General features: G+C 30.6%; 32 protein-coding genes. 29 read left to right on the top strand and 3 right to left on the bottom strand.

The features are described 5' to 3' along the window. The first annotated feature begins 72 nt into the window (after positions 1 to 72). A complete protein-coding gene (locus BUB51_RS13080) occupies positions 73 to 222 on the top strand; it encodes a hypothetical protein (protein ID WP_159430396.1) in 150 nt (49 codons plus the stop codon). A gap of 1,079 nt (positions 223 to 1,301) precedes the next feature. Here BUB51_RS13080 and BUB51_RS06705 read toward each other — a convergent pair. From BUB51_RS06705 to BUB51_RS13585, 3 genes are all read right to left on the bottom strand, one after another. Next, on the bottom strand, positions 1,302 to 2,123 hold the full coding sequence (locus BUB51_RS06705; RefSeq protein WP_073196478.1) for a permease prefix domain 1-containing protein: 822 nt from the start codon (positions 2,121 to 2,123) through the stop codon (positions 1,302 to 1,304). Then, positions 2,116 to 2,448 (bottom strand): PadR family transcriptional regulator, encoded by a 333-nt coding sequence (locus BUB51_RS06700; protein WP_073196476.1) that lies wholly within the window; start codon positions 2,446 to 2,448, stop codon positions 2,116 to 2,118. Before BUB51_RS06700 ends, BUB51_RS06705 begins: the two co-directional genes overlap by 8 nt. 336 nt (positions 2,449 to 2,784) lie before the next feature. Then, positions 2,785 to 2,913, bottom strand: a complete 129-nt coding sequence (locus BUB51_RS13585) for a hypothetical protein (RefSeq protein ID WP_276716844.1) — start codon at positions 2,911 to 2,913, stop codon at positions 2,785 to 2,787. 295 nt (positions 2,914 to 3,208) lie between these two features. Here BUB51_RS13585 and BUB51_RS06695 point away from each other — a divergent pair, with 295 nt between their 5' ends. From BUB51_RS06695 to BUB51_RS06560, 28 genes are all read left to right on the top strand, one after another. Beyond that, on the top strand, positions 3,209 to 4,921 hold the full coding sequence (locus tag BUB51_RS06695; protein WP_073196474.1) for a sensor domain-containing diguanylate cyclase: 1,713 nt from the start codon (positions 3,209 to 3,211) through the stop codon (positions 4,919 to 4,921). A 30-nt stretch (positions 4,922 to 4,951) separates the two neighbouring features. Then, positions 4,952 to 5,812 carry an SPOR domain-containing protein gene (locus BUB51_RS06690; protein ID WP_073196473.1) on the top strand — a complete coding sequence of 287 codons (861 nt, stop codon included), beginning with the start codon at positions 4,952 to 4,954 and terminating at the stop codon, positions 5,810 to 5,812. A 19-nt stretch (positions 5,813 to 5,831) separates the two neighbouring features. After that, a complete protein-coding gene (locus tag BUB51_RS06685; protein WP_073196471.1) occupies positions 5,832 to 6,194 on the top strand; it encodes a DRTGG domain-containing protein in 363 nt (120 codons plus the stop codon). Then, the gene (locus BUB51_RS06680) at positions 6,195 to 6,632 is read left to right on the top strand and encodes an ATP-binding protein (protein WP_035161931.1); all 438 of its coding nucleotides are present in this window, start codon (positions 6,195 to 6,197) and stop codon (positions 6,630 to 6,632) included. Positions 6,633 to 6,644: 12 nt separating this feature from the next. Continuing rightward, on the top strand, positions 6,645 to 7,886 hold the full coding sequence (locus tag BUB51_RS06675) for a [Fe-Fe] hydrogenase large subunit C-terminal domain-containing protein (protein WP_073196469.1): 1,242 nt from the start codon (positions 6,645 to 6,647) through the stop codon (positions 7,884 to 7,886). Between the two features lie 18 nt (positions 7,887 to 7,904). Further along, a complete protein-coding gene (locus BUB51_RS12885; RefSeq protein WP_035161930.1) occupies positions 7,905 to 8,234 on the top strand; it encodes a DRTGG domain-containing protein in 330 nt (109 codons plus the stop codon). Position 8,235: 1 nt separating this feature from the next. Continuing rightward, positions 8,236 to 8,955, top strand: coding sequence for a PHP domain-containing protein (locus BUB51_RS06665; protein ID WP_073196467.1), 720 nt, complete (start codon positions 8,236 to 8,238; stop codon positions 8,953 to 8,955). Position 8,956: 1 nt separating this feature from the next. Beyond that, complete coding sequence (locus BUB51_RS06660; RefSeq protein ID WP_035161924.1) at positions 8,957 to 9,508, top strand: ATP-binding protein; 552 nt, start codon at positions 8,957 to 8,959, stop codon at positions 9,506 to 9,508. A 195-nt stretch (positions 9,509 to 9,703) separates the two neighbouring features. Then, complete coding sequence (rsxC, locus tag BUB51_RS06655) at positions 9,704 to 11,035, top strand: electron transport complex subunit RsxC (protein WP_073196465.1); 1,332 nt, start codon at positions 9,704 to 9,706, stop codon at positions 11,033 to 11,035. An 11-nt stretch (positions 11,036 to 11,046) separates the two neighbouring features. Further along, the gene (locus BUB51_RS06650; RefSeq protein WP_423230311.1) at positions 11,047 to 11,994 is read left to right on the top strand and encodes an RnfABCDGE type electron transport complex subunit D; all 948 of its coding nucleotides are present in this window, start codon (positions 11,047 to 11,049) and stop codon (positions 11,992 to 11,994) included. After that, positions 11,987 to 12,568, top strand: a complete 582-nt coding sequence (locus BUB51_RS06645) for an RnfABCDGE type electron transport complex subunit G (RefSeq protein WP_073196461.1) — start codon at positions 11,987 to 11,989, stop codon at positions 12,566 to 12,568. Before BUB51_RS06650 ends, BUB51_RS06645 begins: the two co-directional genes overlap by 8 nt. A 25-nt stretch (positions 12,569 to 12,593) precedes the next feature. After that, entirely contained in the window at positions 12,594 to 13,196 is a 603-nt protein-coding gene (gene rsxE / locus BUB51_RS06640) for an electron transport complex subunit RsxE (RefSeq protein ID WP_073196459.1), read from the top strand. Between the two features lie 13 nt (positions 13,197 to 13,209). Further along, positions 13,210 to 13,791, top strand: a complete 582-nt coding sequence (gene rsxA / locus BUB51_RS06635; RefSeq protein ID WP_073196457.1) for an electron transport complex subunit RsxA — start codon at positions 13,210 to 13,212, stop codon at positions 13,789 to 13,791. A gap of 12 nt (positions 13,792 to 13,803) precedes the next feature. Beyond that, positions 13,804 to 14,781 carry an RnfABCDGE type electron transport complex subunit B gene (rnfB, locus tag BUB51_RS06630; RefSeq protein ID WP_073196447.1) on the top strand — a complete coding sequence of 326 codons (978 nt, stop codon included), beginning with the start codon at positions 13,804 to 13,806 and terminating at the stop codon, positions 14,779 to 14,781. A 163-nt stretch (positions 14,782 to 14,944) separates the two neighbouring features. Then, complete coding sequence (locus BUB51_RS06625; RefSeq protein WP_073196445.1) at positions 14,945 to 15,328, top strand: NusG domain II-containing protein; 384 nt, start codon at positions 14,945 to 14,947, stop codon at positions 15,326 to 15,328. 14 nt (positions 15,329 to 15,342) lie between these two features. Continuing rightward, on the top strand, positions 15,343 to 15,849 hold the full coding sequence (locus BUB51_RS06620) for a Gx transporter family protein (RefSeq protein ID WP_073196443.1): 507 nt from the start codon (positions 15,343 to 15,345) through the stop codon (positions 15,847 to 15,849). 17 nt (positions 15,850 to 15,866) lie between these two features. Beyond that, the gene (locus BUB51_RS06615; RefSeq protein WP_052045116.1) at positions 15,867 to 16,118 is read left to right on the top strand and encodes a DUF4321 domain-containing protein; all 252 of its coding nucleotides are present in this window, start codon (positions 15,867 to 15,869) and stop codon (positions 16,116 to 16,118) included. A gap of 8 nt (positions 16,119 to 16,126) precedes the next feature. Then, positions 16,127 to 16,711, top strand: a complete 585-nt coding sequence (locus BUB51_RS06610) for a nucleoside triphosphate pyrophosphatase (protein ID WP_073196442.1) — start codon at positions 16,127 to 16,129, stop codon at positions 16,709 to 16,711. Positions 16,712 to 16,727: 16 nt separating this feature from the next. Then, positions 16,728 to 17,423, top strand: coding sequence for a RadC family protein (gene radC / locus BUB51_RS06605; protein ID WP_035161903.1), 696 nt, complete (start codon positions 16,728 to 16,730; stop codon positions 17,421 to 17,423). Between the two features lie 25 nt (positions 17,424 to 17,448). After that, the gene (locus tag BUB51_RS06600) at positions 17,449 to 18,480 is read left to right on the top strand and encodes a rod shape-determining protein (RefSeq protein WP_073196440.1); all 1,032 of its coding nucleotides are present in this window, start codon (positions 17,449 to 17,451) and stop codon (positions 18,478 to 18,480) included. Between the two features lie 28 nt (positions 18,481 to 18,508). Beyond that, complete coding sequence (mreC, locus tag BUB51_RS06595; RefSeq protein ID WP_073196438.1) at positions 18,509 to 19,351, top strand: rod shape-determining protein MreC; 843 nt, start codon at positions 18,509 to 18,511, stop codon at positions 19,349 to 19,351. A gap of 10 nt (positions 19,352 to 19,361) precedes the next feature. Continuing rightward, positions 19,362 to 19,841 carry a rod shape-determining protein MreD gene (gene mreD, locus BUB51_RS06590; protein WP_073196436.1) on the top strand — a complete coding sequence of 160 codons (480 nt, stop codon included), beginning with the start codon at positions 19,362 to 19,364 and terminating at the stop codon, positions 19,839 to 19,841. Between the two features lie 32 nt (positions 19,842 to 19,873). After that, positions 19,874 to 23,209: a penicillin-binding transpeptidase domain-containing protein gene (locus BUB51_RS06585; RefSeq protein ID WP_073196434.1), complete on the top strand. Its 3,336-nt coding sequence runs from the start codon at positions 19,874 to 19,876 to the stop codon at positions 23,207 to 23,209. A gap of 100 nt (positions 23,210 to 23,309) precedes the next feature. Beyond that, positions 23,310 to 23,957, top strand: coding sequence for a septum site-determining protein MinC (gene minC, locus BUB51_RS06580; RefSeq protein WP_073196432.1), 648 nt, complete (start codon positions 23,310 to 23,312; stop codon positions 23,955 to 23,957). Positions 23,958 to 23,976: 19 nt separating this feature from the next. Further along, positions 23,977 to 24,771, top strand: coding sequence for a septum site-determining protein MinD (gene minD / locus BUB51_RS06575; RefSeq protein WP_073196430.1), 795 nt, complete (start codon positions 23,977 to 23,979; stop codon positions 24,769 to 24,771). 20 nt (positions 24,772 to 24,791) lie between these two features. After that, a complete protein-coding gene (gene minE, locus BUB51_RS06570; protein ID WP_035161892.1) occupies positions 24,792 to 25,079 on the top strand; it encodes a cell division topological specificity factor MinE in 288 nt (95 codons plus the stop codon). A 26-nt stretch (positions 25,080 to 25,105) separates the two neighbouring features. Then, the gene (mgsA, locus tag BUB51_RS06565; RefSeq protein ID WP_073196428.1) at positions 25,106 to 25,504 is read left to right on the top strand and encodes a methylglyoxal synthase; all 399 of its coding nucleotides are present in this window, start codon (positions 25,106 to 25,108) and stop codon (positions 25,502 to 25,504) included. Between the two features lie 160 nt (positions 25,505 to 25,664). Continuing rightward, positions 25,665 to 25,854: transposase zinc-binding domain-containing protein (locus BUB51_RS06560; protein ID WP_200791901.1), on the top strand; the 190-nt coding region annotated here is incomplete at its 3' end.

Below are 25,854 nucleotides of genomic sequence, written 5' to 3'. Positions count from 1 at the left end.
AGCAGAGGTCATAGTACCTATCAAAACCTAGGATAGATAGGGAAGGACCGAACATTAGGGAGGTAAGTAGCATTGAAAGATTCGAGAGGTATGCAAAGACCACAGAAAACTTCATATGAAGGCTCTCCGACTGAAGTAGGACTGGAAGTCCAAGATAGGAAGGAAGCGTGTAGTATACCTTCGGCATCATCAATAGCGAAAGCCAGAGTTCAAGTAAGTTGAACTTAACCTAATGAACCGCCGTATACCGAACGGTACGTACGGTGGTGTGAGAGGTCGGTAGATGAATTAATCATCTACCTCCTACTCGATTAAATATTTTGCTAACATATTTTTAAATTGCAAACATTTTGCGAACATTAAAATAAATTATTTAATTTGTTTTTTCTCTTATAAATTACATCAGATATTTTATCAGCAACCTCTTTTTTCATATTAGTTAAAACATGAGAATATAAATCTATTGTTGTAGAAATATTACTCTGACCTAAAACACTAGATGCAACTTTATTTCTAAAAAGTTTTTGAACATTCTGCTAAAAAGTATTCTTCATCTAATTGTAATTTCAATTCTAATTGCTTTTTTTATGTTCTTTTAATACTTTAACTAAAACATTAGGCATTATCAATGTTCTTTTGCTATTTTTTGTTTTAGGTTTTTTGAAAAAAATTTTTCCACGTTTTAAACCTGAAGAAGAATGGGATAAGCAAAAGCTGAAGAACTAGAAAGGATAGCGAGAGAAAAGTTTGAAAAGAAATTGAAAAAATTAAATTAGGATAAATAAAATATGGGGATGATTAAGAGGGTGTTAGTTAGAGAATATTTGTATTTGCGATAAGTAGAATTGCAGCAATTAGCATTAGTACATTAATTGTGATTAATAGTTGGGTGAGCCTTTTATTTTCGAGTATGGATTGTATAATGAAATCGATGTATTTTACTAGACATATTGCAAGACAATTTAGCAAAACTCCAGAAATAAATTGTTGAAATGAAAGAGGTAACATATAATTAACCTCCTTTCAAGAATAGAGTTTTTACAATCAGCTTATAGACCATGTTATCACCTCCCTTATTAGATAGAATTTTGAGTATTCCGTGCGACGATAAATCATCCCCATAAAAGTTAATAAAAATTCATTATATGCAAAGTTGAAGATTATATTATTAATTTAACCATTATTTATTGAAATTATGTTATTTAGTGGAGTGATTATATTAACAATGATTTCGCATAGCTATAGAAAGAGGGAGGTTCAGAGCATAAAGATATAGAAAAAGCGCTAAAAAAAGCAGGGGCTTATTTTATTCCTTTTTCATTTAGGATTTTAGTTATATCTTTTATTTGTTCTTCATTGACTTTAAATAGTAATGTTTTACCTGGCTTTTTTAAATCTAACTTCAGTTCATAAACAATTCCTTTTTTTCTGTGAGATTTAATCCATGTATATGATTTAATATCTTCCCATTTTACATCGGATATTCCATCTTCATATATCAAAACAGGCCTTCTATATGAATACTCGATATTCATATAGATAATAGAAAATTGGAGTAGAACGATTATATTTATTAAGTCAAATTTACCAGAAATAAAATCTGCGACGATAGCAAAAAGAGAAATACTTATGTAAAAACCAAAGAACCATCTGAATATAGTTTGAAAGGACGAAATCCCTTTTACCTTTCTAATGCAATATATTATGTTATCTTTATCTTTAGTTTTTAAATAGCCATTTACGATTGAATAACACATCATACTCATTGAAATAACTATCAATATTGTAGATATCCAAAAGAAAATCGAATTACTATTATTATATAATAGGTGATAAATAAAAAGGCCGTTTAGCATTAATGTCATAAAAAATGAAAGTAATGCGAAATAGTCTTTTTTCTTACAATGAGCTTTATTTAATTCCCTACCTATGATTTTAGCATCTCCCATTTGTTTTATTGCCTTATCTACAGATTCATCTTCGCTATATCCTGCTTTAATGTAGTCTTCAGTCATTGTAAGAATATGATCATTAAGTTCATTTTTTATATCTTCGATAACATCATCTTCTTTTATATATTTACATACTTCTTTTACATAGTTTTTTATTTTATCATTATCCATCAATATCTTCTCCTAGTACTTTATCTATTGTATTACTAAAAATCTGCCATTCTTTCTTTTTATCTGCTAGTTCTTTTTTTCCGTTATCGGTTATCCTGTAATATTTTCTTTTTCTCTGGCCTTCTCTTTCTTCCCAATATGATTCAACTAATTTTTTATTTTCTAAAGAATGAAGTATAGGATACAATGTTCCTTCTTTTAATTTAAATATTCCATTTGACATAATTTCAAGCTCTTTTATTAAGCCATATCCATACATTGGCTTTCTGGATAATAATGATAAAATTAGTGTTTCTGTACTTCCTTTTAATAATTCCTTATTCATATTAACCTCCTATACCTAGTAGTAATATGCATCGGATATCTATGTATAATATAACAGCTTTATTATATGTTGTCAAACTTTTTTTAGATACGTTCTAGAATTAATATTGTAATGGACATAAAAGAAGGGCCCATTTTATTGGACCCTTTGTGTTTGGAATTATTCTTAATAGCAATAGCAGAATAGTATAACTAGTAGTAAGAAGAAGAACAATAAGCTGTCATTGCAGCCGCATCCGCATTGAGTATCAGCCATATATATCCCTCCTATATTGGCATTTACAATTTTTAATATTTTAGATATATTTAAGTTAGATACTAAAATATTTTTGTAATATTATCTGTTACAACCAAATCCTCCATAGCAATTGCAGAATATTACAACTAGCAATAGGAAGAAGAATAACAATTCGCTACCGCCATCACAACCGAATAATCCGCCTAGAAGACCTTTTCCGTCAGACATATATATAACCTCCTTATTTATTCATATTTTCTTGGTCACTATATAATATGATTAAACTTTAAAATGGGTGAAAGAGATTTTTAAATTTTGATAAATGCTGATAAATTGTCATATATATGTAAGGACTTTGTAATTATAGATATCATTATAATTTTGACACAAGGAAAGTTAATTGATAGAATTATAAATTATAAATATAAAATTTATATTTATAAATATTGACAAACTTTTGAAGGAAAAATAAAACATTTATTGAATATTATCTATAAAATTATAGGGGTAAGGGGTTTTTATCATGTTAAGTAAATTAAAAGATTATTATGAGTTCCTTATTGGGACAATCGGTTTCGGATTACTTTTATTAGTAACTATTGTTAATAGAGAATGTATTTCCTTCAACATTGTATTGTTTGCAATATTGAGTATAACAGGTATTTTACTAGAAAGAATAAGTATAAAAATTGATGATTTTACTGTAACTTTAAGCTCTGCAGTAATGCTTGGCTATTATTTTATTAGCGGACTTGTACCTACTTTGTGGCTAATTTTTATAGTATTTATGACATCAAATTATATTTATTATCATAAACAGACTATAAGGATGTATTTTAGTATAGGTATGCTTTTCATTATGTTTACATTATCGCATTATTTGATTAAAATTATTGGCAGACAAATAATTACTATATCCAATATTAATGATATTATAAATTGTATTATCTTCGGACTAGCTATTTTTATATTTAATTGGATAATATTAATAATGCAAAATATTATTGTATTTAATGATGAATTATCAACAAAATTTTTTGAAGCTTTTAAATGGGATTTTTATACTAATTTTATAGTTATCCCATTATCTATATTGATGTCATATTCTTATCATCAATATAGTTTTATTGGTTTAGTTGTATTTCTTTTATTAATTGTAACTTTTAATTTGCTTTTTAGACTGGTGAGGAATTTAATATTTATTAATAAAGGATTGAGTCTATCTCATCAAGTTTCTGTATCTATAGTTTCTAAACTCGATTTGAGCGAGACTATATCTAACATTTTAATTGGGATAAAACAATTAGTGAATTGTGATTATTGTGCTTTAATTGAATTTGATAAAAATAGCTGTACCGTTAGGACTTTAGATTTTATTGCGGATGAATATATAAATTTTGATAGCAGAATAATTGATAATTATTTAACTAAACATTTTGAAAAAATATTAACTTTAAAAGAAAGTTTTGTACTTGAAGATGTTAAAAAGAGCAGATATATAGATGATCCTACAAAAGTGCCGGAAGATTTGGTTTCATTAATATATGAACCTTTGGTTTTAGATAATGAAATAATTGGATGTGTATTAATCAGTAGTAAATATAGAGGTAGGTTTTCTAAAGAACAATTATATATATTAGACAATTTGGCGAATCAGATTGTAGTAGCCATAGAAAATGCAAGACTGTATAAAGAAGTGTATAATAATGCCATAAAAGATGAATTAACAGGACTGTATAACCAGCGACATTTCTTTAATGCTCTAGATTCATTAACAGATGCATGTGCGACTTGTACTTTTAGAGATTGTATTAAATGTAATAAAACTAGTCTTATAATTTTTGATATTGATCATTTCAAGAAAATCAATGATACTTACGGGCACCAAACAGGAGATAAAATACTTAGTGAAATAGCTAATATTATAAAAAACAATGTAAGGGCAAATGATAAAGTATTTAGATATGGAGGAGAGGAGTTTACAGTAATATTACCAAAAACTGATCAGCAGCATGCTTATGATATAGCAGAGAGGATAAGAAAAGCAGTTGAAAATACTAAATTTTATAGTTCAGAAGGAGATGAAATAAAGATAACAATAAGTGGTGGTTTAGCTGAATTTCCAGACGAAGCAGATTCAGGAGCTGAACTTTTAGCTTACGCAGACAGAGCTATGTATATAGGAGCTAAAAAACAAGGAAGAAATAAGATTAGTAGGTATGTAGCAAGTATGTAGTCATTGGGAAGCAGGAGGTTGAAGGATTTTATGAGAAAAAGGGGAAATAGGAAGGACAAACTGTTAACAATATTTATATTTTTTGTTGTAGCACCAATCATATCAATAGTCATAGGAGTTTTTATTGTTCAAAAATTTATATTGCCTCATTTTGAAGATATTAATGATAATAAGCCTATAAGTAAGATTGAAAGTAGTTCAAATAAAGATAAGAATAATGAGAACATCATTATTAAAGACAAAGATAAGAGAGATAAGCAAGAGATTGATGATTCAAGAGAATTAGAATTAACGATTGAAGGATTTGACTTATATAATGTTCAACTAGGTAGCTTTAGCAATATCGAGAATGCCAAGAAATTAAGAAAAGAATTAAGAGACAAGGGGGCAAATGGTTATATTGTTAAGATAGGCAATTATAAAGTATTTTATGGAACTTATCTTAATAGAAAAATGTGTGATAAAGTTTTAACGAACATTAGGAAGTTATATAAAGATGCATTCGTAAATAAAATAGTTGTTGATGATTTTGTAATAAAATATAATAGTACTGAACAGAAAACTGCTGATGTGATAAATGAAATTATTAAAACGTTCAAGAAGTCATTTGATGAAGAAACTTCTTTATGGTACTATGTTCTTATACAAAAAGATTTGCAAGAGATAACTAAAGTAATAAGAAAAAATAATGAGCAAATAGATAAGCTATTGAATGGCATAGATGAGAATATAGAAGATTCTAGTTTTAGTGGACTTTTGGACGACATTAAAATTCAGGTTAAAGAAAGAAAACAGATTCTGCAAAATTTAACAGGGAATAAAGAAAATATACAAGATAGTTATGATAAGTATTATAAAATGTTGTTCGATTTTATAAAGATTTTTAAATAGCTATAATAGGAGTGGTATTGTGAAATTAAAAGAGATAAAAGAAATATTGAATGCCAAAGTATTAACTGGTGAGGAATATTTAGATAGAGAAGTTCTCTCTGCTTTCGGTTCGGATTTAATGAGCGATGTTTTGGCTTTTATAGATGATGGTTCAGTTTTGCTTACAGGATTAACAAATCCACAAGTCATTAGAACTGCCGAAATGATAGATTTGCATGCAATCGTATTTGTAAGGGGGAAAAAACCAAGTAAAGAAATTATTGAAATGGCAAAATTACATAATATCACTATTCTACTTACCGATTACACGTTATATACAGCATGTGGGAAGCTATATGAAAAAGGCTTGAAAGGTATTTCAGTTGAGGGAGTAATAAAGTAAATGAATGAGAAAAATTTTATAAAGCTTGAATATGAAATTTTACAAAATGATTTTACAAGAGCCGGTGAAGCCTCAAGTAATATAAAGAAGATTTTAAAGCAACTTGGAATAGAAGCAAAAATAGTTAGAAAAGTAGCTATAGCAACTTATGAGGCAGAGATGAACATAGTGATACATTCCTATGGTGGTATGATTAAAGTCATAATAACAGAACAATATGTTGATATTTATGCGATAGATAAAGGACCAGGTATTAAAGATATTGAACTGGCTATGAAAGAGGGCTATTCGACAGCACCAAATCATATTCGGGAATTAGGATTTGGTGCTGGAATGGGATTACCAAATATGAAAAGGTGTTCTGATGAATTTAATATAGAGTCTATTCCTAATGAAAAAACAGAAGTTTATATGAGAATTTATATAAATAAAATCTAGTAGGTGATTTTTATGGTAGAGTACTTTCATTCGGTTGTGCTTGATAAAGATAAATGTAATGGTTGCACAAATTGCATGAGAAGGTGTCCAACAGAAGCGATAAGAGTGAGAAATAAAAAAGCTATAATTATAAAGGACAGATGCATAGATTGTGGTGAATGTATAAGGGTATGTCCATATCATGCTCAACAGACACAGTTAGATACTCTAGATAAATTAAAGAAATATAAATATAAGATAGCTATTTCTCCGATGACTTTATATGGACAATTTAGTTTAGATAAAGATATGAATAAAGTTTTTGAAGGAATTAAAATGCTAGGCTTTGATGAGGTAGTAGATGAAGGATATGCAGCAGATATTATAACCCTGATTATCAGAGAAAGTTTAAAAAATAACAAACAACCAAAACCACTTATTTCATCTTTGTGTCCAGCCGTATTGAGATTGATACAAATCAGTTTCCCATCATTAATTGATAACATAATAAGAATCGAATCGCCTATGGAATTAGCAGCTAGACTGGCAAGAAAAAATGCTATGGAAAAGTATAATTTAAAGTCTGAAGAAATAGGTATATTTTATATAACGCAATGTCCTGCTAAAGTTACAAGTATTAAAACTCCAATAGGTATAAAAAATTCAAATGTTGATGGAGCTATTTCTATAAAGCAGATATATGGGGATATAGTGAAAAATTCAAATACTGCTGGAAAGACTGAAGATTTTGTAATGGCTTCTGCTTATGGAATAAATTGGGCTAGAGCTGGAGGACAGAGCAAATCTATTGGAGTTGATAGTTATATTGTAGTTGACGGAATAGATAATGTTATAAAAGTATTAGAAGAGATTGAATTAGGTAAGTTGAATAATATCGAATACTTTGAAGGATTAGCTTGTGTTGGAGGCTGTGTGGGAGGACCTTTATGTGTAGAAAATCCATTCATAGCTAAAAGTCGAATTAGAAGATTGTCAGAAAAGCATAATGACGAGATAAAAGTTTCAAAAGAATATGCTATGGAATTATATAATTCAGGATTTGCATGTTGGACTGAAGAAATCCAATCTAAGGGGACTATGAAACTTGACGAAAATATAGTCGAGGCAATAAGAAAGATAGAAAAGATAAAAAAATTAACAAATCTACTACCTGGACTCGATTGTGGTTCATGTGGAGCACCTTCTTGTAGAGCTTTAGCAGAAGATATAGTAAGAGGATATGGTAAGATAGAAGATTGTATATTTAGAGATTAGTCTAAGGAGGATAATTTTATGAGATTAGATAAAATAGTTAAAGAATTAGGTCTTGAAGTTTTAACCGAAAGGGATATTGAGAAAGAAGTAAAAGGAGTTTATATAGGAGATTTATTGAGTTTAGTAATGGCTAATGCTAGTGAAAATAATTTATGGATTACTATTCAAACGCATTTAAATATAATTGCTGTAGCTACTTTAGTAGGTTTATCTGCTATTTTGATTGCAGAGGGTATGGAAGTCGAAGATGAAACTATAAAAAAAGCCAATGAAGTTAAAATACCGATTTTAAGATCAAAACTTAGTGCATATGAATTAGCATGTAGGTTATATGAATTGGGTGTTTAGTATGAAATTTAGTTATGATTTACATATACATTCGGTTTTATCTCCGTGTGGAGATGATGATATGACACCAAACAATATTGTCAATATGGCGTATGTCAAAGGGCTAGATATAATTTCGGTAACGGATCATAATACTATGGGAAATGTGGAAGCAGTTATGAAAGTAGCTAAAAAAAGAAATATATTAGTTATACCTGGCATAGAAGTAACTACGAAAGAGGAAGTTCATGTGTTATGTTATTTTAGGAATATTGAAGATGGTTTGAAATTTCAAGATTTTATTTATAAAGGATTACCAGATATAAAAAATAACAAAAAGTTTTTTGGTAACCAATTATTAATGGATGAAAATGACAATATAATAGGAGAAATTGAAAAATTTCTCTTAAACAGTACTAAGTATACAATTAAAGAAATTAATGATTTAGTTAATAGACTAAATGGAGTGTTTGTACCAGCACATGTAGATAAAAAATCTTATAGTATACTTATGAATTTAGGATTTATACCAGATGAACTAAATATAAAGACAGTTGAAGTTTCAAAAAACTATCCTTTACAGTCAATTAAAAATTTAGTGTCATTAGAAAGATATAATTTAATTAAGAATTCCGATGCACATTATCTTGGTGATATTAATGAGCCAATTGAGTTTTTGGATATCGAAAAAAAGGATGTAAACTCTTTAATAGGACATCTTAACAGAAGTCGGAGGAATTAAAATGAAGGAACTTTCACTTCATATTTTAGATTTAGCTGAAAATTCATTGAGAGCTAAAGCAACTAAAATAAATATTAATATTTTTGAAGATACTGAAAAAGATTTATTAATTATAGAGTTAGAGGATAATGGGATAGGGATGGCCGAAGATTTATTAAGAAAAGTAGAGAATCCTTTTGTAACATCTAGAACAACCAGAAAAGTAGGATTGGGAATACCTTTAATGAAAGCAGCTGCTTTAAGATGTGAAGGGGATTTCAAAATATCTTCTGAAATAGGGAAAGGAACAAGAGTAATATCTATTTTTAAGCATAGTCATATAGACAGAGCGCCAATAGGAGATATTGGACAAACTATAATTTCATTAATAAATGCAAACGAAAACGTAGAAATTGTTTATAGACATAGTTATAATGGGAACTGTTTTGTATTTGATACTAGAGAAATAAAAAAAATACTAGGAAATGTTTCGATAAATGAAGCTGATATAATGCTATGGATAAAGGATTATATTAATGAAAATGTAAAAAATCTTTATAGAAACAGTCAATAGAAATGTTCAGTAGCTATGTTAATAAATAAACGATCTATTTTCTGTACAACTTGGGAAAAAGGTGTTATAATTAAGTTGAAAACGGACCCGTAAGAGGGGAGGGTCCTATATTTGTGTTAATTTTTACCCGCCCAAGTATTTTGTATACAAGATTTGTTAAAAAATTATTAAAATTATAAATAAGAGGTGAGATGTATGAAATTAAAAAATCTTACCTTTAAAGGTGGTGTTCATCCACCACACTTTAAAGAGTATACTGAAAAAATTTCATTACAAAAAGCTAAAGAGCCACAAATGGTCATTATTCCATTATCACAACATATAGGTGCACCTTGTGAGCCAATTGTGAAAGTTGGAGATAGGGTTAAAATTGGACAGAAGATAGGAGAACCGAAAGCGTTTGTTTCAGCACCAATTCACTCTAGTATTGCAGGAATAGTAAAAAAAATTGTGCCTTATACAAGTCCGATAGGTACACAAGTGTTATCTGTAGTGATAGAATCAGATGGCAGTGATGAAGTGGATGAAAACGTTAAACCAAAAGGGGATTTAGATTCTCTTACTAAAGAAGAAATTTTGGATATCATTAAAGAAGCGGGTATTACAGGACTTGGAGGGGCAGGATTTCCTACTCATGTGAAATTATCACCACCTCCAGATAAAAAGATTGATACTATAATATTAAACGGCGCAGAGTGTGAGCCTTACTTAACTTCTGACCATAGATTAATGGTCGAAACTCCTGAAAAAGTAGTTTTTGGTCTAAAGGCTATTATGAAAGCCGTTGGTGTAAATAAGGGATTTATTGGAATTGAGAACAATAAGCCAGATGCGATAGAAGCAATGGAGAAAGCTGTTAAAGATGAGCCAAACATTGAAATAGCAACTTTAATTACTAAATATCCGCAAGGAGATGAAAAACGATTAATTAATGCTGTAACAGGTAGAGAAGTGCCGGCTGGTGGTCTACCAATGGATGTAGGTGTTGTAGTTAATAATGTGGGTACTGCAGCAGCTATAGCAGATGCGATTCAAACGGGTATGCCACTTATACAGAGGATAGTTACAATAGCAGGTAGTGCTGTAAGAGAACCTAAGAATTTAATTGTTAAAATAGGGACTTTATTTAAAGAAGTAATTGAACAATGTGGTGGCTATAAAGGAAAGCCTGGTAAAATAATTATGGGTGGACCTATGATGGGTATTGCCCAGTTTACAGATGAAGTACCTGTTATTAAAGGAACATCAGGAATACTTGTATTAAATGAAAAAGAGGCTAGGATACCAGAACCTAAACAATGCATTAGGTGTGGTAAATGTGTTGATATTTGTCCTGTTAATTTACAGCCACTATTTATAAGTCAGTTTGCACTAAAAAATATGTATGATGAAGCTGAAAAGTATCATGCATTAGATTGTATTGAATGCGGTTCATGTTCTTTCATTTGTCCATCGAAAAGACCTTTGTTACAGTCAATAAGAGTAGCTAAAAGAGAATTAATTTCTAGAAGAAAAAAAGGTAAGTGATTGGAGGGAGAATAGTGGATAATAAATTAATAGTTTCATCTTCTCCACATATTAGATCAGATGAAACAATTAGTAGAATTATGTTGGATGTAATAATAGCATTATTACCAGCAACTCTAGCTAGTATATATTATTTTAGATTTAATGCGCTAAAATTGATTGTATTAGCGGTATTAACTGCAGTAGCAACAGAGGCTTTAATTCAAAAGTTATTGAAAAAACCTATAACTGTAAATGATTTAAGTGCAGTTGTAACAGGTTTATTATTAGCTTTTAACATACCTTCGTCGGCTCCTTGGTGGATACCGGTGATAGGTTCGGCTTTTGCAATTGCTATAGTAAAACAGGCTTTTGGCGGATTAGGACATAATTTTATGAACCCAGCTTTAGCAGCAAGAGCTATGCTTTTAGCATCTTGGCCTGTAATTATGACTAATTGGGTAACTCCAGGCCCAGAAGCAGTAAGTACTGCGACACCTTTAGCTATCTTAAAAGGTGAAGCGGCTAATCAGGTTTTACCATCTTTAAAAGATGTATTTTTCGGAAATGTAGGGGGATGTTTAGGAGAAACATCTGCAATACTTCTAATATTAGGTGGTTTATATTTACTTTATAGAGGTGTTATTAATTGGCGTATTCCTTTTACTTATATAGGTACAGTTGCAGTTATGATGCTAATTTTTGATGGAGGATTCAATAATATGGTGTACCATATATTTGCAGGAGGACTTATGCTAGGAGCATTTTTTATGGCTACCGATTATGCATCATCTCCTGTAACTCCAAAAGGGCAAATTATTTTTGGTATAGGTTGTGGCGTTATAACATCAGTAATAAGACTTTACGGTGGATATCCTGAAGGAGTTTCATATTCAATACTTCTTATGAATATAGTGGCACCTCTTTTGGATAAATATACTAGCCCAAGAGTATTTGGTGAGGTGAAGCAAAATGGGTGATATTTTAAAATTAGGTTTAATATTATTATTGATAACTTCTATAACGGCTTTAGTGTTAGGTTATGCCAATGATATGACTAAAGATGTTATTGTGAATGTAGAAAATCAAGCGAGTGAAGTAGCAAGAAAAGAAGTACTACCTTTAGCTGAAAGTTTTAAATCTTTAGATAAAGAAATTTTGAATAAAATAATTAATGAAAATCCTAATATAAAAGAGATTTACAGTGGATATTCTGAAAATGGGGATCTGGTAGGATATACTATAAAAACAGCTACTCCTGGGTATGGAGGAGATGTCGAAGTTATAACTGGAATTTCATTAGAAAATAAAATAACAGGTATAAAAGTAGTAAGTCATAAAGAAACTCCAGGTCTTGGAGCTAATGCGACCCAACCTAAATTTCAGAATCAATTTAAAGATAAAAGTGTTTCAAAAGAGTTAGAAGTAGTTAAGGGAAGTCCAAGTAGTGAAAATGAGATACAGGCGCTTACTGGTGCGACAATAACGTCAAAAGCTGTTACTAAAGGTGTCAACTTAGCTAGAGAAATATTTATTAATAATCTTGCAAAATAGTACTTTCGGGCTTGGAGGTGTAGAGATGAAATTTATAGATAATTTAAAAAATGGTTTATTAAAAGAAAATCCAACATTTGTGCAGCTTTTAGGTATGTGTCCAACATTGGCTGTAACAACAACAGCCTCTGATGCTATGGCAATGGGCTTGGCTACAACTACGGTATTAATAAGTTCAAACTTTGTTATATCTTTATTGAGAAAATTTATACCAAGTAAAATTAGGATACCTTCTTATATAGTAATAGTAGCTGGTTTTGTTACTCTTATAGATATATTTATGCATGCATATGCAATTGATTTATATAGATCTTTAGGATTGTTTATACCTTTGATTGTTGTTAACTGTTTAATATTGGGCAGAGCGGAGTCTTTTGCTTCAAAGAATAATCCTATTGATTCGATAGTAGACGGAATTGGTATGGGATTAGGATTTACATGGGCTCTTACCCTTTTAGGAATTGTAAGGGAATTGCTTGGAGCAGGAAGTATATTTGGGGTTCAGATATTTGGTGAAGCTTTCAAACCGGCTATAATAATGATATTACCTCCTGGAGCTTTCTTAGCATTGGGTATTTTAATAGGATTATTTAATTGGATAAAGTCAAGAAAGACTACTAGAGTGTAGAGGAGGGTTATAGATGAGTATAGGAGGATTATTTGTAATATTAATAAGTGCAATGTTAGTAAATAACTTTGTACTGTCAAGATTTTTAGGTATTTGTCCATTTCTTGGAGTATCTAAACAGGTAGAAACCGCTTTTGGAATGGGTATGGCTGTAACATTTGTAATGACCTTGTCATCTATTATAACTTATATTGTATATCATACTATACTAGTGAGATTAGAAATAGAATTTTTACAAACTCTTGCTTTTATTTTAATAATTGCCTCACTGGTTCAGTTGGTTGAAATGTTTATTCAGAAGATGAGTCCGACATTATATCAGGCTTTAGGGGTATATTTACCACTTATTACTACAAACTGTGCGGTATTGGGGTTGGCAATAATTAATATTCAAGAGGATTATAATCTAATAGAAACTATTGTTCATTCATTAGGTGCATCTATAGGTTTTTCTTTAGCGATAGTACTTTTTGCAGGTATTAGAGAGAGATTAGCATTAGCTGATGTACCTGAATCTTTAAAGGGGTTTCCAATCGCTTTAATAACAGCAGGTCTAATGTCAATAGCATTTTTAGGCTTTACTGGTCTTGTATAGGAGGTGATAGTAGTGTCTACTAGTATTATATATTCAGTATTGAGTTTGGGAGGTTTAGGACTATTATTTGGTATTGGATTAGCAATTGCTTCAAAGGTGTTTGCTGTAGAGGTTGATCCGAAGGTCGAGGCAATAAGAGAGGCATTACCAGGTGCAAATTGTGGTGCATGTGGATTCCCGGGGTGTGATGGTTTTGCAAATGCAGTAGCTAGCGGCAAAGCTCCTGTAAATGGATGTCCAGTTGGAGGAGCTGCAACGGCTGAAAAGATAGGAGAAATTATGGGAGTAGTTGCCGAAGCGGGAGAGAAGAAAGTAGCCAGAGTTATATGTCAGGGTACTTCATGTAATGCCATAGAGAAATATGAATATTTAGGAATTAAAGACTGTAAAGCAGCTGCTATGGTGGCTGGAGGAAGTAAATCTTGCCAATATGGCTGTTTAGGATTAGGAACTTGTGTCGAAGCATGTCAATTTGATGCAATAGAGATTATTGATGGAATAGCAAAGATAAATCCAGAGAAATGTACTGCATGTGGCAAGTGTATAGAAGTATGTCCGAAATCTGTAATAGTAATGGTGCCATATGAACAAGAAGTTTTTGTAGATTGCAATAGTAAGGAGTTTGGGAAGGAAGTTAAATCAAAATGTACTGTTGGATGTATTGGTTGTAAAATTTGTGTAAAATCTTGTCCATTTGATGCAATAGAATTTGAAAACAACTTAGCAAAAATTAACTATGATAAATGTACTAATTGTATGATTTGTGCAGAAAAATGTCCGACTAATGCTATAACAGCTAATTTTGAAAAAAGAAAAAAGGCTTATATTGATGAAGAAAAGTGTGTAGGGTGCACAATTTGTAAGAAACAATGTCCGGTAGATGCTATAGAAGGAGAATTAAAAGAAAAGCATAGAATATTAGAAGATAAGTGTGTAGGCTGCGGTTTATGTGTTCAGAAATGTCCTAAAGGTGCAATCGAGCTCAAATAAAAATAACCCCTGTTTTGTAGCAGGGGTTATTTTTTAGATATATAGATATATTAATGAAAAAATTGTTACTTGTATTTAGGTAGTATAAGTGGTAAACTAAAATTGTGATAATATGTATGTTCTGTATACATTTACATTTCACAGATTTTGAAAGGTGTTTTTTATGACAAAATGGGACAAGTATCTTATTTTTTTCATAATATTGTCAAGCATAATAGGTTTTAGTATAGTTAGAAGTGATATAGGTAAGTCAGATTATAAATATATAAAGATAGCAGTGGATGGAAAAGTTATTAAAAAGATTACTTTTGATAAAAATATGATTGGAAAGACTATTGATATAAGAACTCAATATGGTTATAACAAGATTGAAATAGGTGATGGTAAGGTTAGAGTAATAGATGCAGATTGTCCTGATAAATTAGATGTTAAACAGGGCTGGATATCGAAACCTGGAGAGATTATAGTTTGTTTACCACATAAATTGACTATTGAAATAGTAGGAGAAAATGAAGCGGATGATGAAATAGATGGTATAAGCTACTAGAAAGAGTGAGTAAAGTGAATAATATTAAAAAACTTATTTTTTTATCATTGCTGGTGTCATTGGGACTTGCAATAAGCATACTCGAATCTTTTATCCCGTTACCTTTTATTGCACCCGGAGCAAAATTAGGTCTAGCCAATATTGTAATTTTATCAACTCTGATTATATTCGGATATAAAGAGGCTTTGACAGTAGTAATATTGAGAAGTATAACATTTAGTTTGGCAACAGGAAGTGTTACAAGTTTGTTTTATAGTTTAACTGGAAGTTTATTGAGTTTACTCGCAATGTATTTTGTGTATAGATTTTTATCAAAGATGTTTAGTGTTATAGGGGTAAGTATCATAGGAGCTATTTTTCATAATATAGGTCAAATAAGTGTTGCAAGTATTATGATGGAGAATGTCAAGATATTTTCATATTTACCAGTTATGAATTTAGTTAGCTTATTTACTGGATATTTTGTAGGTTTAAGCACTCTTTATACGACTAAACATTTAAAAAAAATATTTAATTTATGATTTTAAGGAGGATTATGATGAGATATAGAACTAGGAACCCCTGGATTTTATTTTTATTGCTGATTACGGGAATTGTAATTGGCGGAATAATTGGGGATTTATTAAGTGATAAAATACCTATATTAGCATATGATTATGCAATAGGATTAAAATCCCCATTGCATTTAGATTTAAAAGTAATTGATTTAACTTTTGGTATAGCTATAGATGTTAGTGTTGCAAGTGTAATTGGCTTAATAATTTCAGTATTTATATATAAAAAATTGTAGGTGATGGTATGCAAAAAAGGTTAATATTAGCTTCAGGTTCACCTAGAAGAAAAGAATTATTATCTAAATTTAATATTAATTTTGATATTGTACAAAGTGATATACCAGAGATAATTAATGATTTTGATGAGCCAAAGCAGACAGCTATGTCTTTGGCATTTCAGAAAGCAAATGATGTATCTTTAAAAATGACAAATGGTGAAATAGTAATTGCGGCCGATACTATTGTTGTTTTTGAAGATAAGATATTAGGTAAACCATCTAGTGAAGAGGAAGCTTTTGAAATGCTATCTAAATTAAGTGGTAAAATTCATTCTGTAATTACAGGCTTTGCAATTATTGAAGTTGGCACATATAACAAGATTATTGACTATGCTGAAACAATTGTTAAGTTTAAAGGCTTGACTTCAGATCGAATAAAGAGATATATTAGAACTGGTGAATATTTAGACAAAGCAGGTGCTTATGCTATACAAGGTTATGGTTCAATATTTGTAGAATGGATAAAGGGTTCTTATTGGAATGTTGTGGGATTACCAATATCAAAATTAGACGATATTTTAGAAAGATATTTTGAAGTAAGATTATTTTAGAAATGGGTTGATATGAATGGGTGGAGTGGAGAATTATACTATAAAAGATTTACCAGAAGAGGAGAGGCCAAGAGAAAAGTTATTTAAATTTGGGCCAAAGGCATTATCAAATTCCGAATTATTAGCTATAATTATAAGGACAGGGAATAGAAAGTATACCGCTGTTGAGCTATCTCAAAGAATACTTTCTATGGATAAAAGTGGATTGAGATATTTAGCCGAATTGACATTTGAAGAGTTAACTCAGCTTAATGGAATTGGAAAGTGTAAAGCGGCTCAAATTATTGCGGCTATAGAGCTTGGTAAGAGATTGGCTTCTTTTAATATGGGAAGCAGAGTAAAGGTAACTTGTCCTCAAGATGTAGTTAATATTTTAATGGAAGAAATGAGATATTTAAAAAAAGAGTATTTTAAAACTATTTTGTTAGATACAAAGAATAATATAATCGCGATAGAAAATACTTCTATTGGAAGTTTGAATTCTTCAATAGTACATCCTAGAGAAGTATTTAAGGAAGCGATAAAGAGGAGTAGTGCTTCAATAATTATAGTGCACAATCATCCTAGCGGGGATCCTGCGCCCAGTAAAGAGGATATAAACATTACTAAAAGGCTTGTCGAAGGGGGAAAAATTTTAGGAATAGATTTGCTAGATCATATAATTATTGGGGATGGGAAATACGTAAGTTTAAAAGAGAAAAACATAATATAAGATGGAATAGGGAGGAGCAAAAAAAATGGGTGTTTTAAATGTCTTTTCAAGAGATATGGGAATAGATTTGGGAACTGCCAATACATTAGTATATGTTAAAGGAAAGGGAATAATTATTAGAGAACCTTCAGTTGTAGCTATTAGATTAAAGTCTAATCAAGTTCTAGCTGTTGGTGAAGAAGCTAAAAGAATGATAGGTAGAACCCCTGGTGATATAGTTGCAATTAGACCAATGAAAGATGGTGTTATAGCGGATTTTGATGTTACTCAAAGCATGTTAAAGCATTTTATTAAAAAAGCATATCCTAGGCGTTCTCTTGTGCAGCCAAGGGTGGTAGTATGTGTACCATCTGGAGTAACAGAAGTTGAGAAAAGAGCAGTAGAGGAAGCTGCTAGACAAGCTGGTGCTAGAGAAGCTCATCTTATTGAGGAACCTATGGCAGCAGCGATTGGTGCAGGTCTTCCTGTACAAGAACCAACAGGTAGTATGGTTGTAGATATTGGTGGAGGAACTACTGAAGTTGCTATTATTTCACTTGGTGGGATAGTAACGAGTAAATCAATAAGAGTTGGTGGAGATGAATTAGATGAATCAATCATCTATTATATTAAGAAAGAATATAATTTAATGATTGGAGAGAGAACTGCTGAAGAAGTAAAAATACAGATAGGTTCAGCAGATTTAAGTCCAAAAACTCAGGATAAGAAAATGAAAATAAGAGGTAGGGACTTGGTAACAGGGCTACCTAAAACTATAGAGGTATGTGCAGCAGAGATTTTAACTGCTATGAAAGAACCAGTTTCAAGTATAATTGAAGCTATAAAATATACTTTGGAAAAAACTCCACCTGAATTAGCAGCTGATATTATGGAGCAGGGTATCATGCTTACCGGTGGTGGAGCGTTACTTGATGGGCTAGATAGATTAATAAAGAAAGAGACAGGAATGCCTGTTCACATTGCTGAAAATCCATTAGATTGTGTGGCTTTAGGAACAGGTAAAGCACTTGAAGAAATAGAGACTTTAAGGAGAGTGTTAATTACAACAAATAGGTAATAATGGTTGGTGATGGAGTGTGCATAAAATGAAAAAGTATAGAGGTAGAATGATAGTGGCTTTAGTCGCTATCATTCTGCTTATTATAATAGGATTAACTTCTAAAAATAGACAGAGTATTACATCCATAGAAAATATAGCAGGGAAAATAGTAACGCCAGTTCAAGGATTGTTTTATACAGTTGATCAAAAAATTACTAATGCAATAAAATCTGTAACTAATGTATTTAAATTAAAAGCAGAAAATGAGAAAATGAAAGCGGAAATATTAAAGTTAAAGGCAGAGAATAGAAAGATGGAGGACATTATAAGTCGTGCTGAATATTTAAAGAACGAAGCTATTATGCTTGAAAAATCAAAATATAATTTTATAAAGGCAAAAATTATAGGTAAGGATCCTGGAAACTGGTTTGATAGATTTATAATTAATAAAGGGAGTAGAGATGGCATCAAAGAAGGAAGTATAATTATTAAAGCTGTTAAGTTAGATGAAGATATTATTGAAGAAGGATTAGTTGGAAAAGTAATTGAGGTTGGAGACAGTTGGTCTGAAGTTTTAGCTATAGTCGATGAAGGAAGTAAAGTCAGCTTTAAAGTAATTCGTACTCAAGACGGCGGGATTCTAAATGGAAGTATAACTGGAGAGATGAGTGGGTATTTATTTGATTCTAATGCTGATATTGTAGAAGGAGACAAGCTTATAACTTCAGGGTTAGGAGAAGTTTTTGTTGAAGGACTTTATATAGGCAAAATAAAAAAAGTAATAAAGAAGGGTAACGATTTAGTAAAGCGGATTTTAGTTGAACCTGCTATTAATTTTAAGAAATTAGATTATGTTTATGTGATTACAGGGGTTAAGGAATATAAGTGAGGGATAGCTGATGCCTTTTAATATGATATTATTGATAATTCTTAATTTTGTATTGCAAACTACTATATTTCAGCATTTAAGAGTATTTGGGATATTACCAAATACGACTTTGATTATATTAGTATGCATTTCTGTGCTAAAAGGAAAGAAAGTAGGTTCTTTTATAGGTTTGATTGTTGGTTTCATTCAAGACATACTTTTCTTTAATGTAATTGGAATTAATGCATTTATATATTTTATTATAGGATATCTAATTGGTTCAATAAATGATAAAATATATAAAGATAGTTCTTTTATACCTTTTGTATTAACAGCTCTTTCAACTGTTTTTTATCATTTAGCATATTCTTTTTTTATGTATTTTTTGTCGGTTAACTATGATTATCTTTATTTATTAAGAAAAATAATTTTTATTGAACTAATTTATAATAGTCTACTTTCTGTGCTTATTTATAAATTAGTTGTAAAATTAGAAGAAAACCTTCTATAGATTTTAGATAGAAAGGCAAGAAGGTGGTAACATTGACTTTTAAGGAAAAAATAAAAAACAGATATAATATATTGTTAATTATTCTCGTAATAGTATTCTTTTTAGTTACTTTTAGATTATCGACACTCACTATAATATTTGGGGATGAATATAGAGAAATATCAGATAATAAAAGAGTTAAACAGATACCAATAACAGCAGCGAGAGGAGAAATAAGAGATAGATATGGTCGATTATTGGCAGGGAATAAACCGAGTTTTATTGTTCAAATTGTTAAGGATGAAATAGATAAAAATAGAAACGAAGTAGCATTAAAACTGATTAAGATTTTAGAAGAAGAGGGAGAAGATTACTTAGATGAGTTCCCGATTAAATTAGATGTAGTAACTTATAAAGATGATAGTGAATATATAGAAAACTTTGAAGAACCAGAAAAAGAAATTGTAGAAATTATATTAAAAAATAAATTGATTAAGGACATTATAAAATTGTACTATATTCACAATAGTGATGACGGTAAATTTACGGTAAGTGTTGCAGATAAAATTAAAACTGTCTTAAAAAATAATGGTGTAACAGTTCCTATTATGATTAATGTGGACAGTAATTCAAGAGAAGTTAAATTTGAATACGATAAAGAACATGATATACAGAAATGGAAGTTGGAAAATAAATTACCATCAAAGCGAAATCCTGAAGTAGATTTCATTTTATTGGTAGAAAAAAATAGAGAAATATTAAATAAAGTGATAAAAAATCCTATTGTAAGAAGATTGGTATTTTCATATCTTGATAACAAAGGTTTAGTAGAAAATTTTAAACTACATGATTATATGTTTAAATTTGATGAAGAATATAAGAAGATAAAGAGAGACTTAATTAATAATTTGGGTAAAATCACCATAAATTCAACAGCTAAGGATGATTTTGTTAATATTGTACTTGAGACATCAATAGATAATTTGATTAGCAGAGTATTTATTAAAGAAAATAGCAGGTCAAATAAACACCAGGAGATAATCCCTGCTAAAATTTTAATAGATAATCTGAAAAATAAAGGAGTTTATCTGCCTATTGATATTGAAATAGATAGAAAAAATAAGAAGGTTTCATTTAAATATACAGATGAAAAAAGTAAGAAAATATTTTGCCAGAAAGAAGAGATTAATGAAGAATTATCACCGATAAAAGCATTGATAGAAGTTGGAAAAAGAACGGGGCTTATTTATGATTTAATAACGGACAAAGATATAAAATATTTTGCCCAGGAAATAGTTCTTAATAATGGAATAAATCCTAAAATATCGGTTAAAGATTTTGAATATGTTCCCATAAGAAATAAAATGAATTGGCTAAAAAAATACAAGTTACCCGAAGATAGTAGTGCTAATGATGCATTTAACTTATTAAGAGATAAGTATAAGATAGATGCTAAATTAAGTAAATATGAAGCGAGATATATAATGCTTATAATAGAACAGTTAAGAAAACAAGGATATAGAGCGTATCATCCTATTAATATTGCTTATGGTGTCAAGCCTAGTACAGTTTCTAGAATATCGGAAAACAATTTAGATTTAACAGGTGTTTATGTCTCTGTTGAACCTGTTAGATATTATCCTATGGGTAGTACGGCTGCGCATATATTAGGTTATTTAGGTAAGATATCACAAAGTTATGAGATAGAGAAATATATTAAAGAATTAGGGTATTCTCCTGATGATATTATAGGGAAAACGGGTATTGAAGAAAAATTTGAGCAGTACTTAAAAGGAAAAGATGGCTCTAAATATGTAGAAGTGGATGTCCTTGGAAACACTATAAAAGTTATAAAAGAAGAAAAAGCTATTCCGGGGAATAATGTTTATTTGACTATTGATTCTAAATTGCAGCAGGTGGCTGAAAGCGCATTAAAACAAGCGTTAGAGGAAATACAAAAAGGCGGAGAGTTTAAGAGTAAATGGGGAAATTATAATTACAGAGAGAGTTTTAAAAATGCGACATCAGGTGCAGTAGTTGCAATAGATGTAAAGACGGGAGAAGTTCTTGCATTATCAAGTTATCCTGCTTATGATCCGAATTTATTTGCAACAGGGATTACTGAAGATGATTGGAAGTCTTTAATGCCAAAACATCCTGAAGATCCTCTTGCGCCTAGACCTTTGTATAATATAGCTATACAAACGGCTATACAGCCAGGTTCAATTTTTAAAATGATAACAGCTTTAGCAGCATTAGAAGCTGGGATTAATCCTAAAACTAAAATAGTCGATATGGGATATTTGAAATTAGGTAACAAAACTTTTGGATGTTGGATATGGAATGATAGAAGGGGTACACACGGACCTGAAAATTTATATGAGGCTATAAGAGATTCTTGTAATTATTATTTTTATACGGTTACTTTAGGTAAAAATATAAGAACAGGCAAAGAATTGGGGATTAAAGTAGAAATTGATGACATTTTAAGGTTGGCACAGGAATTTGGATTAAATGATAAAACTGGAATAGAGATTAATATACCGAATGAAACTTCGGGTGGTGTTCCAAATCCACAAATAAAGATGATTTCTATTAAAAGGAGTTTAAGAAGATTTCTGAATAATAACTTAGAGAAATATGTGAAGCAAGATGATATTTCAGAAAAAGATTTGCAGAATATAATAGATACTATTGTTGGCTGGGTTGGGTTAGAAAAGCCACTTACTAGGAATCAAGTTATAGAGGGCTTATCAAAGTTAGGCATAGACCCATATAAAACAAATGATAGGGGAATAAGTATAGCAGATATCATAAAGTATAGTTATTTAAATCAAGCCTCTTGGAAACAGGCAGATACTTTAAATATTGCTATTGGACAAGGGCATAATGCATATACACCAATTCAGATAGCTAATTATATAGCAACACTTGTTAATGGAGGAATAAGACACAAGGTAAGTGTTGTCGATAAGATAGAGACTTATGATGGGGAAGAGATAAAATATAATAGTAATAAAGATGATGCATATAGGATTAAAATAAAAGACTATAGCTATTTAGATGAAGTTAAAAAAGGAATGGGATTAGTAACTACTGAGGGTACTGCAAGAAAAGTATTTAAGAATTTTCCTGTAAAAGTAGGTGGGAAAACGGGTACTGCACAAAATGAAGCTATAAATCCTGTAACGGGTGAAAAGTATGATTCTTATGCATGGTTTGTAGGATTTGCACCTTATGACGATCCAGAAATAGCTGTAGCCGTAGTAATATTTCAAGGTGGACATGGTGGTTATGCGGCACCAGTTGCTAAAGAAGTTATTGCTCAGTATTTAGGGTTAAATAATGTAGAAGAAAAATTTGAATATAAGAGTAAATTAGTAAGGTAGTTCTGCCTTACTAATTTATTTTTTCTATCAAGAAAAGAAGGATTTGTAACAGTTTTGAAGAATATTTTTAGTTAACAGCATTGTTGCGGAGGCGTTAGACATGGAAGAAAACTTAGTAATTTTTAAAGGAAAGAAGGAAGGAATTTATATTTATATAAAAGAGGGCAACTTTCAAAATATAAAAAGACAGTTAGAAGAAAAATTAGAAAAGGCAAAAGGTTTTTTTCAAGGCGGAAAGGTTAGATGCATTAAAGGGAAAAGACTTTCGCCCGAGGAAAAGAGAGAACTTATAATATTAATTCAGAATAAATATGGTATTAGTGTTGACGAAAAACACGAATTGGAAGAAAAAAATAATCAGATATCTGAAACTAATTTGAATACAGAAAGTTTTTTTGAGGGTATTAGAGAAGGCAAGACTAAATTTATCAGGGCTACAATAAGGTCTGGGCAATATGTAGAGTATGATGGAAATTTAGTTATATTAGGCGATGTAAATGCTGGTGCCGAAGTTAAAGCAAAGGGCAATATTATTATTTTAGGTGTATTAAGAGGTATTGCACATGCTGGATATGATGGGAATAAAGATGCAATTGTTGCAGCATTTAGCTTACAACCTACTCAACTTAGAATAGCTGAAGTTATAGCACGTAGTCCTGATGATGAAAAGGATAAACCTAAGTGGCCAGAAGTAGCAAGTATAAAAGATGGAAAAATGTTAATAGAACCTTACTTAACTAAAAAATAATTAATAGGAGGCTGGAAAAATGGGAGAAGTGATAGTAATAACTTCAGGTAAAGGAGGAGTTGGTAAGACTACAACGACAGCTAATTTGGGAGCAGGGCTTGTGATGAATGGGAAAAAAGTTGTTGTAGTTGATGCAGACATTGGATTAAGAAATTTAGATGTTGTTATGGGACTTGAAAATAGAATAGTTTATGATATTGTTGATGTTGTGGAAAAAGTTTGTAGGTTAAAACAGGGATTAATAAAAGATAAAAGATATGATGGGTTGTATTTATTACCAGCGGCACAGACAAAAGATAAAACAGCAATAACTCCTGAACAGATGCAAGAACTATGTGAAGATTTAAAAGAGATGTTTGACTATGTTTTAATAGATTGTCCTGCAGGAATAGAACAAGGTTTTCAAAATGCAATTGCTGGAGCAGATAAAGCTATTGTTGTAACAACGCCAGAAATATCAGCTGTAAGAGATGCAGACAGGATAATAGGTCTTTTAGAGGCTAAAGGACTACATAATCCCAAGTTAATTATAAATAGAATTAGGCAGGATATGGTAAAAAGAGGAGATATGATGAATATTGACGATATGATAGACATTTTAGCGATAGAATTGCTTGGTGTTGTACCTGATGATGAAGCAATTGTTATATCTACTAATAAAGGGGAACCAGTAGTCGGTGATGAAAAAGCTCTGTCTGGCAAGGCATATAGAAATATATCGAGGAGAATATTAGGAGAAGAAGTACCATTATTGGATTTAGAAGTAGAAGATAGTATGTTGTCTAAGCTTAAAAAACTGATATTTGGGAAATAGTAGTAAGGGGGGATTTTGTTTTGGATTTATTTAAATTGTTTGGTAGAAATGAAGTAAATAGCAAGACGGTTGCAAAGGAGAGATTAAAGTTAGTTCTTATTCATGATAGAGCTAATGTGTCTCCACGTTTTTTAGAAATGATAAAAGGTGATATAATAAGAGTGATATCAGATTACATGGATATAGATGAAGAGGGATTAGATATTAAATTAACACGTACAAGGCGGGAAAGTGATAATGCCCCTATACCTGCTTTAGTAGCTAATATACCAATTATAAAGATGAAGGAAAAGGCAATAGAAAAATAGACAAGAAAGAGGAGTTGGAAGAACACATGAAAATAGCATTAATAGCACACGATAAAAAGAAAAAACAAATAGTTAATTTTGCACTAGCTTACAAAGATATTTTAAAAAACCACAAATTATATGCTACAGGAACAACTGGAAAACTTATAAATGAAGCTACAGGGCTCGATATTCATAGATTTTTATCTGGGCCTCTAGGAGGAGATCAACAGATAGGAGCTCTAGTGGCAAATAACGAAATAGATATGGTTATATTCATCAGAGATCCATTAACAGCTCAACCTCATGAACCAGATATTTTAGCACTAATGAGATTATGTGATGTGCATGGAATTCCTTTAGCTACTAATATAGCTACTGCTGAGCTATTAATAAAATCGATGCAAAGAGGAGACATGGAATGGCGAAAAATTGTAAATAAGTAATAAAAAATGAGTCCCATAAAGCGGGACCCTTTTTTTATTGTCTAAGAAAGTATAAATTTTTTTGATAAAATAATATAGGCGTAGCCTAGTAAATAAAAAGAGTCTAGAGTTTGAGTAAACTATTACCAGTAAATTAATGTAAAAAGTTAAGGTGAGGTGTATGAGTAAAAGAATCATCAAAAAGATATTTCAAGATCATTGGGAAGGTTTTGTTGAGCTTTATGGATATAAAATAAGAAAAGTAGTATTTAAGGAAGTAGAAAAAATGCTTAATTGTGGGTTATTATCTAATGGATATCTTGAATTTGAATGCGTAGCATGTGGAGAAAAGAAAAAAGTAGGTTTTAGAT

The sequence above is a fragment of the Caloranaerobacter azorensis DSM 13643 genome, from assembly GCF_900129995.1.
Classification (GTDB): Bacteria; Bacillota; Clostridia; order Tissierellales; family Thermohalobacteraceae; genus Caloranaerobacter; species Caloranaerobacter azorensis.
The sequence above is the reverse complement of the archived record's forward strand: the minus strand, read 5'-3'. Positions and strand labels throughout refer to the sequence as shown.

Bases quoted from the DNA above. Each gene is read 5' to 3' on its own strand.
- mreD (WP_073196436.1), top strand. From the start codon at position 19,362: ATGCCTTTTAATATGATATTATTGATAATTCTTAATTTTGTATTGCAA.
- BUB51_RS06695 (WP_073196474.1), top strand. From the start codon at position 3,209: ATGTTAAGTAAATTAAAAGATTATTATGAGTTCCTTATTGGGACAATC.
- BUB51_RS06660 (WP_035161924.1), top strand. From the start codon at position 8,957: ATGAAGGAACTTTCACTTCATATTTTAGATTTAGCTGAAAATTCATTG.
- BUB51_RS06705 (WP_073196478.1), bottom strand. From the start codon at position 2,123: ATGGATAATGATAAAATAAAAAACTATGTAAAAGAAGTATGTAAATAT.
- BUB51_RS13585 (WP_276716844.1), bottom strand. From the start codon at position 2,913: ATGTCTGACGGAAAAGGTCTTCTAGGCGGATTATTCGGTTGTGATGGC.
- minC (WP_073196432.1), top strand. From the start codon at position 23,310: ATGGAAGAAAACTTAGTAATTTTTAAAGGAAAGAAGGAAGGAATTTAT.
- BUB51_RS06615 (WP_052045116.1), top strand. From the start codon at position 15,867: ATGAGATATAGAACTAGGAACCCCTGGATTTTATTTTTATTGCTGATT.
- BUB51_RS06675 (WP_073196469.1), top strand. From the start codon at position 6,645: ATGGTAGAGTACTTTCATTCGGTTGTGCTTGATAAAGATAAATGTAAT.
- BUB51_RS06680 (WP_035161931.1), top strand. From the start codon at position 6,195: ATGAATGAGAAAAATTTTATAAAGCTTGAATATGAAATTTTACAAAAT.
- rsxC (WP_073196465.1), top strand. From the start codon at position 9,704: ATGAAATTAAAAAATCTTACCTTTAAAGGTGGTGTTCATCCACCACAC.
- BUB51_RS06700 (WP_073196476.1), bottom strand. From the start codon at position 2,448: ATGAATAAGGAATTATTAAAAGGAAGTACAGAAACACTAATTTTATCA.
- BUB51_RS12885 (WP_035161930.1), top strand. From the start codon at position 7,905: ATGAGATTAGATAAAATAGTTAAAGAATTAGGTCTTGAAGTTTTAACC.
- BUB51_RS06690 (WP_073196473.1), top strand. From the start codon at position 4,952: ATGAGAAAAAGGGGAAATAGGAAGGACAAACTGTTAACAATATTTATA.
- minD (WP_073196430.1), top strand. From the start codon at position 23,977: ATGGGAGAAGTGATAGTAATAACTTCAGGTAAAGGAGGAGTTGGTAAG.
- radC (WP_035161903.1), top strand. From the start codon at position 16,728: ATGGGTGGAGTGGAGAATTATACTATAAAAGATTTACCAGAAGAGGAG.
- rsxA (WP_073196457.1), top strand. From the start codon at position 13,210: ATGAGTATAGGAGGATTATTTGTAATATTAATAAGTGCAATGTTAGTA.
- rsxE (WP_073196459.1), top strand. From the start codon at position 12,594: ATGAAATTTATAGATAATTTAAAAAATGGTTTATTAAAAGAAAATCCA.
- BUB51_RS06610 (WP_073196442.1), top strand. From the start codon at position 16,127: ATGCAAAAAAGGTTAATATTAGCTTCAGGTTCACCTAGAAGAAAAGAA.
- BUB51_RS06625 (WP_073196445.1), top strand. From the start codon at position 14,945: ATGACAAAATGGGACAAGTATCTTATTTTTTTCATAATATTGTCAAGC.
- mreC (WP_073196438.1), top strand. From the start codon at position 18,509: ATGAAAAAGTATAGAGGTAGAATGATAGTGGCTTTAGTCGCTATCATT.
- BUB51_RS06665 (WP_073196467.1), top strand. From the start codon at position 8,236: ATGAAATTTAGTTATGATTTACATATACATTCGGTTTTATCTCCGTGT.
- mgsA (WP_073196428.1), top strand. From the start codon at position 25,106: ATGAAAATAGCATTAATAGCACACGATAAAAAGAAAAAACAAATAGTT.
- BUB51_RS06645 (WP_073196461.1), top strand. From the start codon at position 11,987: ATGGGTGATATTTTAAAATTAGGTTTAATATTATTATTGATAACTTCT.
- BUB51_RS06600 (WP_073196440.1), top strand. From the start codon at position 17,449: ATGGGTGTTTTAAATGTCTTTTCAAGAGATATGGGAATAGATTTGGGA.